The sequence below is a fragment of the Amycolatopsis sp. NPDC104775 genome, from assembly GCF_055583325.1.
This window is the reverse complement of sequence record NZ_JBVJOE010000002.1, coordinates 570,127-582,738: the sequence shown is the minus strand read 5'-3', so window position 1 is coordinate 582,738 and position 12,612 is coordinate 570,127. Positions and strand designations below refer to the sequence as shown.

Annotated in this window: 15 protein-coding genes; 5 read left to right on the top strand and 10 right to left on the bottom strand. The window is 67.8% G+C overall.

Features of this window, described 5'->3' with window-relative positions; translation table 11 throughout:
• Positions 1-275 precede the first annotated feature (275 nt).
• Positions 276-734 carry a hypothetical protein gene (locus ACZ63D_RS11535; protein WP_465354208.1) on the top strand — a complete coding sequence of 153 codons (459 nt, stop codon included), beginning with the start codon at positions 276-278 and terminating at the stop codon, positions 732-734.
• A 226-nt stretch (positions 735-960) separates the two neighbouring features.
• Here the strand turns inward: ACZ63D_RS11535 and nucS are convergent, their stop codons facing one another.
• Entirely contained in the window at positions 961-1,620 is a 660-nt protein-coding gene (gene nucS / locus ACZ63D_RS11530) for an endonuclease NucS (RefSeq protein WP_465354207.1), read from the bottom strand.
• A gap of 93 nt (positions 1,621-1,713) precedes the next feature.
• Here nucS and ACZ63D_RS11525 point away from each other — a divergent pair, with 93 nt between their 5' ends.
• On the top strand, positions 1,714-2,253 hold the full coding sequence (locus tag ACZ63D_RS11525) for an NUDIX domain-containing protein (RefSeq protein ID WP_465354206.1): 540 nt from the start codon (positions 1,714-1,716) through the stop codon (positions 2,251-2,253).
• A gap of 121 nt (positions 2,254-2,374) precedes the next feature.
• On the opposite strand, the gene ACZ63D_RS11520 is transcribed toward ACZ63D_RS11525, so the two are convergent.
• Both ACZ63D_RS11520 and ACZ63D_RS11515 read right to left on the bottom strand, forming a co-directional pair.
• Complete coding sequence (locus tag ACZ63D_RS11520; RefSeq protein WP_465354205.1) at positions 2,375-3,148, bottom strand: enoyl-CoA hydratase-related protein; 774 nt, start codon at positions 3,146-3,148, stop codon at positions 2,375-2,377.
• Positions 3,121-4,119 carry a GlxA family transcriptional regulator gene (locus ACZ63D_RS11515; protein WP_465354204.1) on the bottom strand — a complete coding sequence of 333 codons (999 nt, stop codon included), beginning with the start codon at positions 4,117-4,119 and terminating at the stop codon, positions 3,121-3,123. The genes ACZ63D_RS11520 and ACZ63D_RS11515 overlap by 28 nt, the downstream gene beginning before the upstream one ends.
• Positions 4,120-4,189: 70 nt before the next feature.
• On the opposite strand from ACZ63D_RS11515, the gene ACZ63D_RS11510 reads away from it, so the two are divergent.
• A complete protein-coding gene (locus ACZ63D_RS11510) occupies positions 4,190-4,738 on the top strand; it encodes a cysteine hydrolase family protein (protein WP_465354203.1) in 549 nt (182 codons plus the stop codon).
• A 97-nt stretch (positions 4,739-4,835) separates the two neighbouring features.
• The gene (locus ACZ63D_RS11505) at positions 4,836-5,042 is read left to right on the top strand and encodes a hypothetical protein (RefSeq protein WP_465354202.1); all 207 of its coding nucleotides are present in this window, start codon (positions 4,836-4,838) and stop codon (positions 5,040-5,042) included.
• Between the two features lie 712 nt (positions 5,043-5,754).
• On the opposite strand, the gene ACZ63D_RS11500 is transcribed toward ACZ63D_RS11505, so the two are convergent.
• The 4 genes from ACZ63D_RS11500 to ACZ63D_RS11485 form a co-directional block, all read right to left on the bottom strand.
• Positions 5,755-6,336 carry a GNAT family N-acetyltransferase gene (locus ACZ63D_RS11500; protein ID WP_465354201.1) on the bottom strand — a complete coding sequence of 194 codons (582 nt, stop codon included), beginning with the start codon at positions 6,334-6,336 and terminating at the stop codon, positions 5,755-5,757.
• A gap of 136 nt (positions 6,337-6,472) precedes the next feature.
• Positions 6,473-8,494, bottom strand: a complete 2,022-nt coding sequence (locus tag ACZ63D_RS11495) for a protein meaA (RefSeq protein WP_465354200.1) — start codon at positions 8,492-8,494, stop codon at positions 6,473-6,475.
• Positions 8,495-8,544: 50 nt separating this feature from the next.
• On the bottom strand, positions 8,545-8,862 hold the full coding sequence (locus ACZ63D_RS11490; RefSeq protein ID WP_465354199.1) for a DUF6191 domain-containing protein: 318 nt from the start codon (positions 8,860-8,862) through the stop codon (positions 8,545-8,547).
• Between the two features lie 3 nt (positions 8,863-8,865).
• The gene (locus ACZ63D_RS11485; protein ID WP_465354198.1) at positions 8,866-9,411 is read right to left on the bottom strand and encodes a hypothetical protein; all 546 of its coding nucleotides are present in this window, start codon (positions 9,409-9,411) and stop codon (positions 8,866-8,868) included.
• Positions 9,412-9,532: 121 nt separating this feature from the next.
• On the opposite strand from ACZ63D_RS11485, the gene ACZ63D_RS11480 reads away from it, so the two are divergent.
• A complete protein-coding gene (locus ACZ63D_RS11480; protein ID WP_465354197.1) occupies positions 9,533-10,159 on the top strand; it encodes a LysE family translocator in 627 nt (208 codons plus the stop codon).
• 7 nt (positions 10,160-10,166) lie between these two features.
• Here the strand turns inward: ACZ63D_RS11480 and ACZ63D_RS11475 are convergent, their stop codons facing one another.
• Genes ACZ63D_RS11475 through ACZ63D_RS11465 form a run of 3 tightly spaced genes read right to left on the bottom strand, consistent with a single transcriptional unit; the run spans position 10,167 to position 12,548 of the window.
• Positions 10,167-11,357 (bottom strand): alpha/beta hydrolase family protein, encoded by a 1,191-nt coding sequence (locus ACZ63D_RS11475; RefSeq protein WP_465354196.1) that lies wholly within the window; start codon positions 11,355-11,357, stop codon positions 10,167-10,169.
• Positions 11,354-12,160: a Rossmann-fold NAD(P)-binding domain-containing protein gene (locus tag ACZ63D_RS11470; RefSeq protein WP_465354195.1), complete on the bottom strand. Its 807-nt coding sequence runs from the start codon at positions 12,158-12,160 to the stop codon at positions 11,354-11,356. Before ACZ63D_RS11470 ends, ACZ63D_RS11475 begins: the two co-directional genes overlap by 4 nt.
• Positions 12,153-12,548, bottom strand: a complete 396-nt coding sequence (locus ACZ63D_RS11465; protein WP_465354194.1) for a nuclear transport factor 2 family protein — start codon at positions 12,546-12,548, stop codon at positions 12,153-12,155. The genes ACZ63D_RS11470 and ACZ63D_RS11465 overlap by 8 nt, the downstream gene beginning before the upstream one ends.
• Between the last annotated feature and the right edge of the window lie 64 nt (positions 12,549-12,612).

Genomic DNA, 12,612 nt, shown 5'->3' with positions numbered 1-12,612 from the left:
CGAATCAAACATTCTCGCACAGGAAACACCATCGTTCCTGTCAGACCGGCACAGTACTGCATGGATTCCGAACAGGCACCCCGACACCGCGGTTTTTCACCAACCTGCTGCTGACCTGTGCATTTCACGTGCCCCAGCGCACCCGTGTTGAGTCCTGTCGCATCACTGGGCAACTTCTCGCCTAGGTCACAGATTCACCCGATTCGGGAAGACGACCCCGCTCCGCCCATAAGATCCCCGCACCTTTGACCGACCTGTGGAAAGGACTCTCCCCGATGACCGGTCCCACCGCGCCGCTGCGCATGCCCGGACGGCTGCGCGCCGCGCTCGTGTTCGTGTTCCTGCAAGCCCTCCTGAACGGCGTATTCGGGATCTTCGCCCAGTTGGAGATCGCGAGATGGGTGGACCACGGCCAAGACCCGGCCGGGGTCCTGTACCTGGTCGAATTCCTCTCCTACATCTTCGCCGCCGGCCTGCTGGCGTCCGGCATCGCGATCCTGCTCGGCTACGACTGGGGCCGCTGGGCGCTGCTGGTGTGCGAGGTGCTGTCCGCGATCGGCGGGCTGATCAACTTGGTGTCCGGCAGCCCGCAGGCGCTCGTCGGGCTGGTGCTGGCCGGACTGGTGGTGACGACGCTGTTCCAGGAGCAGGTGAAGGCTTGGTTCGAGGCGAAGGCCGCGCAGCGCCGGGGCGCGACGGGTCCGGCCGCCCCGCAGCCCGGATCGACGATCTGACGGACGTGCTGAACTGAGGGCTCCCGGCCTGGGTCGGGAGCCCGTTTTAGCGCAGTCGTTCCATGGCGGACGTGACGATCCCGAGCAAGGACTGTGCGCGGTCGGCTATGGGAGAACGGCGCGGAATGGGACCCCACCACGCCGCGGACCTCACGACGGCCCGCCACCTCGGAGCCCGGGTCGCCACTCAGGCTCTGCGCTACCGGCGGCCGCTAGCCCGGCCCGCTCAGAACAGCCGGAACTCGTCGGAATCCGTGCCGCGCAACGCGTCGTAGTCCAGAACGACGCAGCGGATCCCGCGGTCCTCGGCGAGGACGCGCGCCTGCGGCTTGATCACCTGCGCCGCGAACACGCCCTGCACCGGGGCCAGCAGCGGGTCCCGGTTGAGCAGTTCGAGGTACCGGGTCAGCTGCTCGACGCCGTCGATCTCGCCGCGGCGTTTGATCTCCACCGCGACCGAGGCGCCGTTGGCGTCGCGGGCCATGATGTCGACCGGGCCGATCGCGGTCGGGTACTCGCGGCGGACCAGGGTGTAGCCGTCGCCGAGGGTTTTGATGTGCTCGGCGAGCAGTTCCTGCAGGTGCGCTTCCACGCCGTCCTTCTGCAGGCCCGGGTCGACGCCGAGGTCGTGCTTCGAATCGTGCATGACCTCGTCGATGGTGATGACGAGCTTCTCGCCGGCCTTGTTCTGGACCGTCCAGATGTCCGGGTCCTCGATCAGCCAGCACGGCGGCGACATCCAGTTCAGCGGCTTGTACGAGCCGCCGTCGGAGTGCACGAGCACCGAACCGTCGGCCTTCACCATCAGGACGCGGTTGGCCATCGGGAGATGCGCGGTCAGCCTGCCGACGTAGTCGACCTGGCACCGGGCCACGACGAGCCTCATCGGACCCGCCCCGCACGCAGCGGGCTGGCTTGCTGGGAAGGGAGCACGAGACGCACCCGCCGAGGGTAGGACAGGCTCGGCGATACTGGCGAGGTGGACCCCATTCAGCGTGTCGCGACCCGCGAGGTGTATCGGAACAACTGGATGACGGTGCGGGAGGACGCCATCCGCCGCGCCGACGGCAGCGACGGCGTCTACGGCGTCGTCGACAAACCGACCTACGCACTGGTCATCCCCCTCGACGGCGACCGGCTGCACCTGGTCGAGCAATTCCGGTACCCGCTCGGGATGCGCCGGTGGGAATTCCCGCAGGGCACCGCGCCCGACCTCGCCGAAACCCCGCCCGCCGAACTGGCGCGGCGGGAACTGCGGGAGGAGACCGGGCTGCGGGCGTCGGCGTTCACGGAACTGGGCATGCTCGACGTCGCGCCCGGCCTGTCCAGCCAGCGCGGCCACGTGTACCTCGCGACCGGGCTCACCGAGGGCGAACCGGAGCGGGAACTGGAAGAGCAGGACATGCGGACGGCGTGGTTCAGCCGGACGGAAGTGGAGAAAATGATCTCCACCGGGGAAATCTCGGACGCGCAGACGGTGGCGGCGTACACGTTGCTGCTGCTGCACGAACGCCGCTGACTCACGGCAGCCCGCCCCGGCACGGCTTCGCTTCCCGCCAACGTCCGTGAGGGGAACCCTGAGGGACTCAGAGTTCCTCAGGGTTCCCCTCACGGACCTTCGCCAAAGCCGGGCGGAGAGGTCAATCAGTCCAGTCGGGCTTGCGCTTCTCCAGGAACGCCGCCATTCCCTCCTTCGCCCCCGGAAGCTGCGAAGCCGACGCCATCACCTCCACGGCGATCGCGTACGCGTCCGCTTCCGGCCGGTCCAGCTGGGCGTACAGGGTTTGCTTCCCCATCGCCTTGCTGGCCCGGCTGCCGCGAGTCGCCCGGCCGAGCAGCTCCGCGACCGCCTCGTCCAGGGAATCGTCCGGGACCACGCGGTTGACCAATCCCCAGTCCAGCGCCGTCGAAGCGTCGATCACGTCGCCGGTCAAAGCCAGTTCCATCAGGCGTTTCCGGCCGATCGCGCGCGCCACCGGCACCGCGGGCGTATGACAGAACCAGCCGCCCTTGCCGCCCGGCAGCGCGAACCCCGCCGATTCCGCCGCGACTGCCAGATCGCACGAGGCCACCAGCTGGCATCCCGCGGCCGTCGCCAGGCCGTGCACCCGCGCGATCACCACTTGCGGCACCGATTCCATCGTCCGCATCAGCGTCGTGCACAGGGTGAGCAGCTCGCGCACCCCCATGAGATCGCGGGACGCGACGTCGCCGAAGTCGTGCCCGGCGGAAAACACCGGCCCCGCTCCCGCCAGCACGATGCCGGTCGCGTCCGACTCGCCCGCCTCCCGGAACGCGGCGAGCAGCTCGCCGAGATGCTCGCCGGACAGCGAATTGCGCCGCGCCGCGCGGTTCATCGTGATGGTGACCGTGTCCCCGTCCCGCTTTACGAGGAGGTGCTCGTACTCGCCCATGCCCCGACCGTAACCCCGACCGCCGGGATGCGGAAAGTACGCCGATACGAATCCGGCCCGACCCCCACCTCCGCCCGCAGCCGGCGCCGCAGGTTCGCCGCACTGCCGAGCCCCGCCCGCTCGGCCACCCGGGCGACCGGCAGGTCTGTGGTCTCCAGCAACCGCCGCGCGTACCGCACCCGCTGAACGAGCAGCCACCGCCCAGGCGTACTGCCCGTCGCGGCAGCGAACTCACGATGAAACGTCCGGTGGCTCATCCCCGCGTGCTCCACCAGATCCGGCACCCCGATCTCCTCGGCCAGCCGAGCCATCGCCCAGTCCATTGTGGACGCTATCCCCGCGCGGGAAGCGTTGGCAGGCACCGGAGACTCCGCATACTGCCGCTGCCCACCCTCCCGAACCGGCGGCATCACCAACCGCCGAGCAAGCCGCGCGGCAACCTCCGCCCCATGATCACGACGCACCAAATGCAGGCAAAGATCAAGACCCCCCACGACCCCCGCCGACGTAAGCACGCCGTCCTGCTCGGTGTACAACACATCGCGCCGCAGGTCCGCGGCTGGCGCGGCCTCCGCGAGCGCGTCCAAATCCCGCCAATGCGTGGTAGCAGGCCGCCCGTCGAGCAACCCAGCAGCCGCAAGCGTGAACGCCCCAGAACAAAGCCCCGCAACCGTCGCCCCACCCCGATGAGCCCGCCGAAGCGCGGCACGTGCGGCCGCAGGCACCTCGGCCAACGGATCATCGCGCCCCGGAGCAAGAACCAGATCGCACCCGTCCAACCCGGAAAGCCCATGTGTCGCAGCAACTTCACCGAACGGCGCTACCTGAATCCGCCTACGCCCAGGCGCACAAACGCGCACCGAGAACGGACCGATCCCGCTGTCGGTGCGATCCTGCGCCCACACCTCCGCAATCACCGCCAGATCGAACATCCGACTGCCCGGCAACAGCAGCACCCCGATCGCACGCATGGCAGAAAAGTACCGCATCGCGCATCTTGTGCCACTCCCGAAGCGCACTCACCCCCGCCAAACTCATCCCATGACCACCGCACTGCTGCTGATCGACGTCCAACAAGGCTTCGACGACACCGCCTTCTGGGGCCCACGCAACAACCCCGACGCAGAGTCGAACATCAAAGCCCTGCTGCAAACCTGGCAAGCTCGACGAGACCCAGTCGTGCTAGTCCATCACGACTCCGTCAAGCCGGATTCCCCGCTACGCCCCGGCCAACCAGGCAACGACTTCAAACCAGAACTAGCCACCGCCCGCCCAGACCTGGTCTTCGGCAAAAAGGTGAACTCGGCCTTCTTAGGCGACATAGACCTGGACGCCTGGTTCAAGACCCAAGGCATCACCAGCTTCGTACTGGCCGGAATCCAAACCAACTTCTGCTGCGAAACCACCGCCCGCATGGGCGGAAACCTAGGCTATGACGTAACTTTCGCCTTGGACGCCACCTTCACCTTCGACCAAGAAGGCCCAGACGGCACCATCCTGACCGCGGACGAACTCTCCCGAGCCACCGCGGCCAACCTCCACGGCGGCGGCTTCGCCACGGTGAAAAACACCCAGCAAATCCTGGCCTAGCGCCTCGTCGAGGAAGGTTGGCCCGCGAGGCTTGCCGCTGGAGGTGAGCCATGGCACGTAAGCCGGGGGTGTTCGCGCGGCCGTTGGAGCACAAGAAGTGCAGCGGCTGGTCAAGATCACCAGGTCGCCCAGGGATCGGGTGCGGCTGCTGCGGTCCGGGATCGTGCTTGCCTCGTCGCAAGGCCGGTCCGCAGGTGAGATCGCAGCGATGTTCGCCGCGACCGAAGGGTATGTGCGGGAGGTGCTCCACGCGTTCAACGACTCCAGGTTCGCGGCGTTGTCCCCAAAATGGAGCAGCGCCTGACCAAGCTGGTGGAGTATCTGGCCGAGCACGCCCGGCTGCTGGCGAGACCGAAACCGTTCGGCAGATCCTCCGTGCGGAGGGCGTGTCCTGGCAGGCGACCAAGACCTGGAAAGCGAGCAAGGACCCGGACTACGTGGCCAAGAAGACCCGCATTCTCGACCTTTACGATCACCCGCCCGCCGACGGGCGCGCGATCTGCGCTGATGAGTTCGGGCCGCTGAACCTGCAACCCTGTCCCGGCCGCGGTTTGGTTCCCCCGTGGTGGTCCGGCCCGTCAGAGCGCCACCTATACCCGCGCCAAAGGGATCCGGCACATATTCGCAGCGGTTGATCTAGCCACCGGGCAGATGTTCTACCGGTTCCGGAACCGCAAGCGCTGGCCGTAGTTCCTCGACCTCCGCAAGCAGCTCCGCCGTCGCTTCCCAGCGAAAAGGCTCTACCTAGTCTGCGACAACTACGGCCGCACGACAAGGCCGAGGTCACCACGTGGTGCGCGGCCAACGACATCGAGCTGGTCTACACGTCCACCAGCGCGTCGTGGTCGAACTGGATCGAGTGCGAGTTCACCGCAGTCCGCTACTTCACCCTGGACAGCAGCGACTACCCAGCCACGCCGCCCAGGAGGCAGCGATCGCCGGATATCTTCGCTGGCGCAACCGCCGCTGTCACCCAAACGCCGCTTCGCCGTCAACTCCAAGATCCGCCGCCCGGACTACCCGCCCGACGTTGCTTGCTGCGGCTGTGAGCGGTGACCGGCGGCGAAGCGCACGTGCCGGTGGCCGTCAGCAGGAAATGCCGGCGGCGCGGCGGGCAGCAGGTCGTGCAGAGCGTAGCCGCACTTGTCCGCCACCCGGCAGGACCGCTGGTTGTCGACCGAGTGCACAAGGTCCAGTCGGGTGAGCACAACCATGTTCTGGATGTGCAACGCCCAATGTGACACGGTGTCCATTGCCCGGGCGGCGATTCCTTGCCCCCGAGCATGAGCGGCGGTCCAGTAACCTACCTCGGCCACCTCGGCGAATCCCACCTTCACCACGACGTGCCCCAACGGGGTGCTGTCGTCGACATCGGCGGTCACGGCGAAGCTGAACCGGGTCGCGGCGGCCCAGCCGGCGGTCTGCGCGTCTAGCCACTGCCGGGCCTCGGCTTCGCCGGCCAGGGAAGAGGCTAGCCAACGACGCAGCAGCGGATCGCGGTGCGCCGCGACCAGCGCCGGAAGATCGCCCAGCCGCCACGGCCGCAGTCGCAAAGCGGGTGCCAGCCCGGTCGCTGGCACGGACAAGATGACCGTCATGGCCACCATCCTGCACCGTCAGGTCAGGCACCATCAGCAGTTCAGAACACAGGAAGTGTCGGAGGCTCGACGCGATTGCATCATCAACCTTTCTGGACGAGGCATTAGCGCCGAAATCCGCCCACGCGACGAGCCGCTAGCCGCCCAGTCCGTGCCGCTCCCGAATCAGCTCCACAATCCCGGCCATGATGTCGGTCAATTCATAATCCTTGGGCGTAAAAACCCGAGCAATCCCTCGCTCAGTCAGCAACGCCGCGTCATCGGGCGGAATGATTCCGCCAACAATGACCGGAATATCCCCCGCCCCCGCCGCACGGAGGCCGTCCACCACCAGCGGCACCACTTCGAGATGGGACCCGGACAACACCGACAGCCCGACCACGTGCACCCCCTCCTGCACAGCAGCCGCGACAATCTGCTCCGGAGTCAGCCGAATCCCCTGATAAACAACCTCGAACCCAACATCCCGAGCCCGAACGGCCACCTGCTCCGCCCCATTGGAATGCCCGTCCAATCCAGGCTTCCCCACAAGAATCCGCAGCCGCTCGCCCAGCTCAGCCTCAGTCCGCCGAACCAGCTCCCGAACCCGCTCCAACTCCGGATCCCCCTGCCCAGCAGCCGCAGCAGCAGAAACCCCGGTAGGCGCACGGTATTCGCCAAACACCTCACGGAGCGCCCCAGACCACTCCCCAGTAGTAACCCCAGCCCGAGCACAATCCACAGTGGCTTCAAACAAATTATCCGAAGTGGCAGCCTTGGCTTTCAACGCCGCAAGAGAGGCAGCAACAGCAGCGTTGTCCCGCTCCTCCCGCCACTTCTCCACCGAAGCAACGGCAGCCTTCTCCACCGCCGGATCAATAGTCTCGATCGCCTTGGCCCCCTCCGCCTGCAACGGCGACGGCTCAGTCGTCTCGAACTTGTTCACCCCGACCAGAACTCGCTCCCCGCTCTCCACCCCGCGCCGATATTCCGCAAGGGAGGAAACGAGCTGCGACTTCATATACCCGCTCTCGACCGCGGCCACCGCCCCGCCGAGGTCCTGCACCCGCGCGATTTCCTCGCGAGCCCCGGAAACGATCTCGTCGACCTTGGCCTCGATCACGCGCGAGCCGTCGAAAATGTCCTCGTATTCCAGCAAATCCGTCTCGAACGCGAGCACCTGCTGCATCCGCAAGGCCCACTGCTGGTCCCACGGCCGCGGCAACCCGAGCGCCTCGTTCCACGCCGGCAACTGGATCGCCCGCGCCCGCGAACCACGCGACAGCGAGACCGCCAGCATCTCCAGCACGATCCGCTGGACGTTGTTCTCCGGCTGCGCCTCAGTCAGCCCGAGCGAGTTCACCTGCACGCCGTACCGCAGCCGTCGCGCTTTCGGGTTCTCGACGCCATAGCGCTCGCGCGTCAGCTCGTCCCACAACTGCGTGAACGCGCGCATTTTGCACATCTCTTCGACGAACCGGACACCCGCGTTGACGAAGAACGAAATCCGCGCGACGACCTTCTCCATGTCGGCCTGGTCGACCTGGCCGGAATCGCGCACCGCGTCCAGCACGGCGATCGCGGTGCACAGCGCGTACGCGACCTCCTGCGTCGGCGTCGCGCCCGCTTCCTGCAGGTGGTAGCTGCAGATGTTGATCGGGTTCCACTTCGGCACGTGGTGCACCGTCCACGCGATCATGTCGGTGATCAGCCGGAGGCTCGGCCCGGGCGGGAAAATGTAGGTGCCGCGGGACAGGTATTCCTTGATGATGTCGTTCTGCGTGGTGCCAGTGAGCTTGGCCAGCACCTCGTCGACGTCGCGGCCCTCGGCCTCGGCCTGCTCGCGGGCCACCGAAACGTACAGCGCGAGCAGCCACATCGCGGGCGCGTTGATGGTCATCGAGGTGTTCGCCTCGGCGAGCGGGATGCCGTCGAACAACTGGCGCATGTCGCCGATGTGCGACACCGGGACGCCGACCTTGCCGACCTCGCCGCGCGCCAGCACGTGGTCCGGGTCGTAGCCGGTCTGCGTCGGAAGGTCGAAGGCGACCGACAGCCCGGTCTGCCCCTTGGCGAGATTCCGCCGGTACAGCTCGTTGGACGCGGCGGCGGACGAATGACCCGCGTAGGTGCGCATCACCCAGGGCCGGTCGCGCTCGTGGTCGGTGGGGTACGGCACGGTGCACCTCTCTTCGCCGAGACGACCGCCCGAGTGTACCCGCCGGTAACTTAATCGGCGGAGTGGATTCGGCCACGCCCGGATGACGCGCCGGGCCGGACGACCACCACCCCGCGGTCGAGGTCGACGGTACCCAGCGGCGGCGCTCCCTGCGCGTCTTCCTCGAGAGTCATCTCCACCGCATCGCGGTGGTCCAGCTCGGTGCGCTTGGTGCCGTAGAGGAACGCGGTGACCTCGTCGAGATAGGTCGAGGACAGCCGCGCCTTGAGCCGGGACGGTTTCTTCTTCCGCCGCAGCTCCCAGCCGCCGACGATCAGCAGCACGATGGTGGCGACCGGCAGCGAAAGACCCAGCAAGGTCAGCAGCATGTTTCATCCAACGACCGGAGCGCGTGGGGCGTTCCGGGCGAGCAGCTCGGCGACGTGCTCCGCGTCCTCGATCGCGATCAGTTCGGGCAGCATCGTGGAGAGCGACGACTGCGCCCGGTACTGCTGGTCGCGCAGCCATTCGCGCAGGGTCGGGCCGAAGCCGACGGTCCCGGTGCCGTCGCCGTGGTCGCGCACCCGTGGTTCGCGCAAGTCGGGATGCCAGATCCAGCGGAACTCGATGCCGCCCGGACGGTCGGCGACGAAGACGAGCCTGCGGTCGGTCACCAGGTAGGTCAACGCCCCGAGCAGTGCCTTCCGCTGCCGGTTCCGCTCGACGGCCAGCCCGATCATCAGGCCGAAGAAGCCCGGAAACAGGGCGAAGGCGACGGGGGCCCGGTCGAAATCCGGGATGCCGAAGACCACGAGCGCGACGACCGCCTGGAAGCCCACCACCGCGACGACGTAGCCGTGATAGTCCGCGTACCGACGAGGGAACCGCTGCGGCCGACCAGACCAGAGCAGGTGCTCGCCCTCTTCCAGTGGGTACATGACGCACTCCTCTCCCGAAGAGAGCACGCCGTCCAGTTCGTCCAGGTTGCCGGGCCAACCGGGACCACTGTGACGGAAATCCGCGCGACGCGGGCCGGTCCGGGATCTACCGTGGTCAGACGTGACGTGGAGCGGTTACGGCAGTTATCTGGTGATCGTGGTCCTCATCGTGCTCGCGCCGGGGCCGGACACGATGGTGATGGTGAAGAACGCGCTGTCCGGCGGGGCACGCGGCGGCTTGCTGGCCACGGCGGGCATCCTCGCCGGCAACGCGGTGCAGGGCACGACCGCGGCGCTCGGGCTCGGCGTGGTCATCGCCCGCTCGCAGCCGGTGTTCCTCACGCTCAAGTGGCTCGGCGCGGCCTACCTCCTTTACCTCGGCTTCCAGGCACTGCGCGGCGCTTGGCGCGGAAACTACGACGCCGTCGCCGACACCCAGCGCAAGCGCGCCAGCGGCTTCCGGCGGTGGCGCGAGGGATTTCTGTCGAACATCACGAACCCGAAGGTGCTGGTGCTGTACCTGTCGGTGCTGCCGCAGTTCCTCGACCCGGTGCGCACAACGACCTGGGACGCGCTGGTGCTCGCGTACACGGTCGCCGTGCTGGGCACGATCTGGCTGCTGGTCCTGCTGTTCTTCGTGCACCGGGTCCGCGCTTGGCTCAACCGCCGCCGGGTCCGGCGCGCGCTGGACGGGGTGACCGGCACCGCGCTGGTCGGATTCGGCGCGGCACTGGCCCTGGAATCCTGACCCCCGCTCAGAGCACGTCGTCCAGCCAGTCGTAGATGCGGCCGTTCGCGAGCCGCATCGCGCCGACGTGGCAGTGTGCGTCCGCGCCCTCCTCCGCGAGGAAGTTCAGCAGCTTCTTCGGGCCGCTGACCCGGTCGTACAGCTGCTGCGGCTGGCCGGTGAAGAACAGGTCCTCCGGGGCGTCGCAGATCAGTGCCGGGCACGTGATGCGCTCGGCCACGCCGTCGTACAGGTTGTATTCGAGGTATTTCGCCAGGAACTCGCGATCGGTCGCGCCGCCCATGACGTAGCGGCCGTGGCCCAGTGCCCAGCGGACGGTCGGGTTCTGCTCCTTCGCGGCGGCTAGAAAGGCATCCAGCTCAGGGTCCTCCGATGCGTTCGCCCGCCGGACGATCTCGTCGCGATCCCACGGGAGCTGCTGCACGAAAGCCGCGCCCGCGTCGAAGAGCCCGTCCACCGCGACGACAGCCGACAGCCGCGGCTCGAACGCGGCGGCGCGCGGCGCGAGCATCCCGCCGAGGCTCCAGCCGATCAGGGCGACCTTGTCCGGCACCACGTCCGGGCGGGCGAGGGCGTAGTCCAGCACCTGGCCGACGACGTGCTCCCAGTCCGGACGGAACAGCATCCCGTCGCGGTGGACGGCGCTGGGCTGCCCCGGGCCGTCGAAGGTCAGCACGTGGTAGCCGCGTTCCTGGCCCGCCGTCGCGCCCATGAAGTGCAAATCCTCGGCGCTGCCGTCGAAACCGTTGTGCACCACCAGAAGCGGCTTCGGCCCGTCCCCGGGAGCGCGGTAGAAGTAGCCGCGCAAGACGTGGCCGTCGTAGGGGATTTCGATCGGTTCGACATAGTCGATCGTCTCCACGGCGCGCTGGAAACACTCGACATTGCGCTCGTAGGCGTAGTTGATTCGCGGGTCGGCAGGGTTGCCGTGCAAGAAAAACTCCGCTCGCCGGTAGTACGTCGAGGCGCGCAGGTACGCGTCGCGTGCGCTGACCGGGTGCATGGTGGCGGCCTCGGCGTAAAGCCGCTCGGCGGTGGCGAGCCAGGCGTCGTGCCAGCTGTCGTAATCGCCGGACTTGATGTTCGACGCGGTCGCGACGACCTCGCCGAAATCCGCTCCCCCGTACGCGATGTGCCCCAAAGCGAGCAGGGTTTCGAACCAGAATTGCGGGTCGTCTTCGAACAGCAGCGGCTTCATCGGATCTCCTCTTTCGCGAAGGTGCGGAAATCACGGGCAGGTCGTCCGGTGACCCGCTCGACGGTGTCGGTCACGCGGTCCTCGGAGCCGCCGCGGATCGCCTCGTCCAGCGAGGCGAGCATCGCGGCATACGACTCGGGAAGACCGTCGCGGACCAGGAATTGCTGGTACTCCGGGGTGGAAACCGGGGCGTGCACTACCGGATGGCCGAGCTGTTTCCCGACGATCTCGGCGGCTTCGGCGTAGCTGAGCGCGCGCGGGCCGGTGATCAGGTGGTCGGTGTTGTGCGGTTCCGGATCGAGCAGCGCTCGAACGGCCACCGCGGCGATGTCCGCGGCGTCCACGAACGCCACCCGGGCGTCGCCGGTCGCGGTCACGATCCGGCCCGCGCGGGCGCTGTCGCCGACCAGATGCCCGGCGGTGAAGTTCTGCATGAACCACGACGGCCGCAGCACCGCCCAGCCCGGCTGACGCCGGACCAGCCCAGGCAGCCCGCCGACCACCGGGGTGTGCTCGTCCACCGCGGACGAGCTGAGCAAGACCACGCGAGCGTCCGGCGCGTGCTTGAGGAACTCCTCGACGAGCGGCTGCGGATCGGCCGCGACCGGGGCGATCAGGTAGACCGCCGAGACCCCGTCCAGCGCCGGGCCGTACGTCGCGGGTTCGTCCCAGTCGAACCGGATCTGGCCTGGCCGCACCGGATTCCGGGTCGCCGCGCGCGGCCGTGCGCCAGCGGCTTGGAGACCGCGCACGACCCGGCTTCCGGTGGTGCCGGTCGCGCCGAGCACGAGGACGTCAGACACCGGGCACTCCGAGGACGTCGATCACGGCGAGCGGGCTGAAATAGTCGCGGTAGCGGTGGATCAGGCCGTCGCGGACGGTCAGGACCACGACGTAGCCGAGGCGGTACGGCTTCTGCGTGGCGACCGCGATGCCGGCCAGGTCGAATTCCGCGATCGAGACCTCCGGGTCGGTCGTCTGGTGCACGGTCTTGGCGGCGACCTCGCGGATGTCGAAGAGGTTCGGGTAGTTGCGCAGGTACTCGGCCAACGCGGCGCGGCCTTCGACCCGCTTGGGCTCCCCGGGCGCGGCGAACGGGAATTCGGCGACCGCGTCCTCGGCGAACAACTGCACGAACCCGGCCATGTCGTGCCGGACCAGCAGGTCGAGCGCGTGATCGATGAGCCGCATGAAGCCTCCTCAGGAACGGACGAGACGGTATCGTCTCGACGTCAATGTACACGGGACGGGACCG

Bases quoted from the DNA above. Each gene is read 5' to 3' on its own strand.
- ACZ63D_RS11515 (WP_465354204.1), bottom strand. From the start codon at position 4,119: ATGCGTGCGATCGGGGTGCTGCTGTTGCCGGGCAGTCGGATGTTCGAT.
- ACZ63D_RS11475 (WP_465354196.1), bottom strand. From the start codon at position 11,357: ATGAAGCCGCTGCTGTTCGAAGACGACCCGCAATTCTGGTTCGAAACC.
- ACZ63D_RS11485 (WP_465354198.1), bottom strand. From the start codon at position 9,411: ATGTACCCACTGGAAGAGGGCGAGCACCTGCTCTGGTCTGGTCGGCCG.
- ACZ63D_RS11500 (WP_465354201.1), bottom strand. From the start codon at position 6,336: ATGACGGTCATCTTGTCCGTGCCAGCGACCGGGCTGGCACCCGCTTTG.
- ACZ63D_RS11520 (WP_465354205.1), bottom strand. From the start codon at position 3,148: ATGGGCGAGTACGAGCACCTCCTCGTAAAGCGGGACGGGGACACGGTC.
- nucS (WP_465354207.1), bottom strand. From the start codon at position 1,620: ATGAGGCTCGTCGTGGCCCGGTGCCAGGTCGACTACGTCGGCAGGCTG.
- ACZ63D_RS11465 (WP_465354194.1), bottom strand. From the start codon at position 12,548: ATGCGGCTCATCGATCACGCGCTCGACCTGCTGGTCCGGCACGACATG.
- ACZ63D_RS11510 (WP_465354203.1), top strand. From the start codon at position 4,190: ATGACCACCGCACTGCTGCTGATCGACGTCCAACAAGGCTTCGACGAC.
- ACZ63D_RS11535 (WP_465354208.1), top strand. From the start codon at position 276: ATGACCGGTCCCACCGCGCCGCTGCGCATGCCCGGACGGCTGCGCGCC.
- ACZ63D_RS11490 (WP_465354199.1), bottom strand. From the start codon at position 8,862: ATGCTGCTGACCTTGCTGGGTCTTTCGCTGCCGGTCGCCACCATCGTG.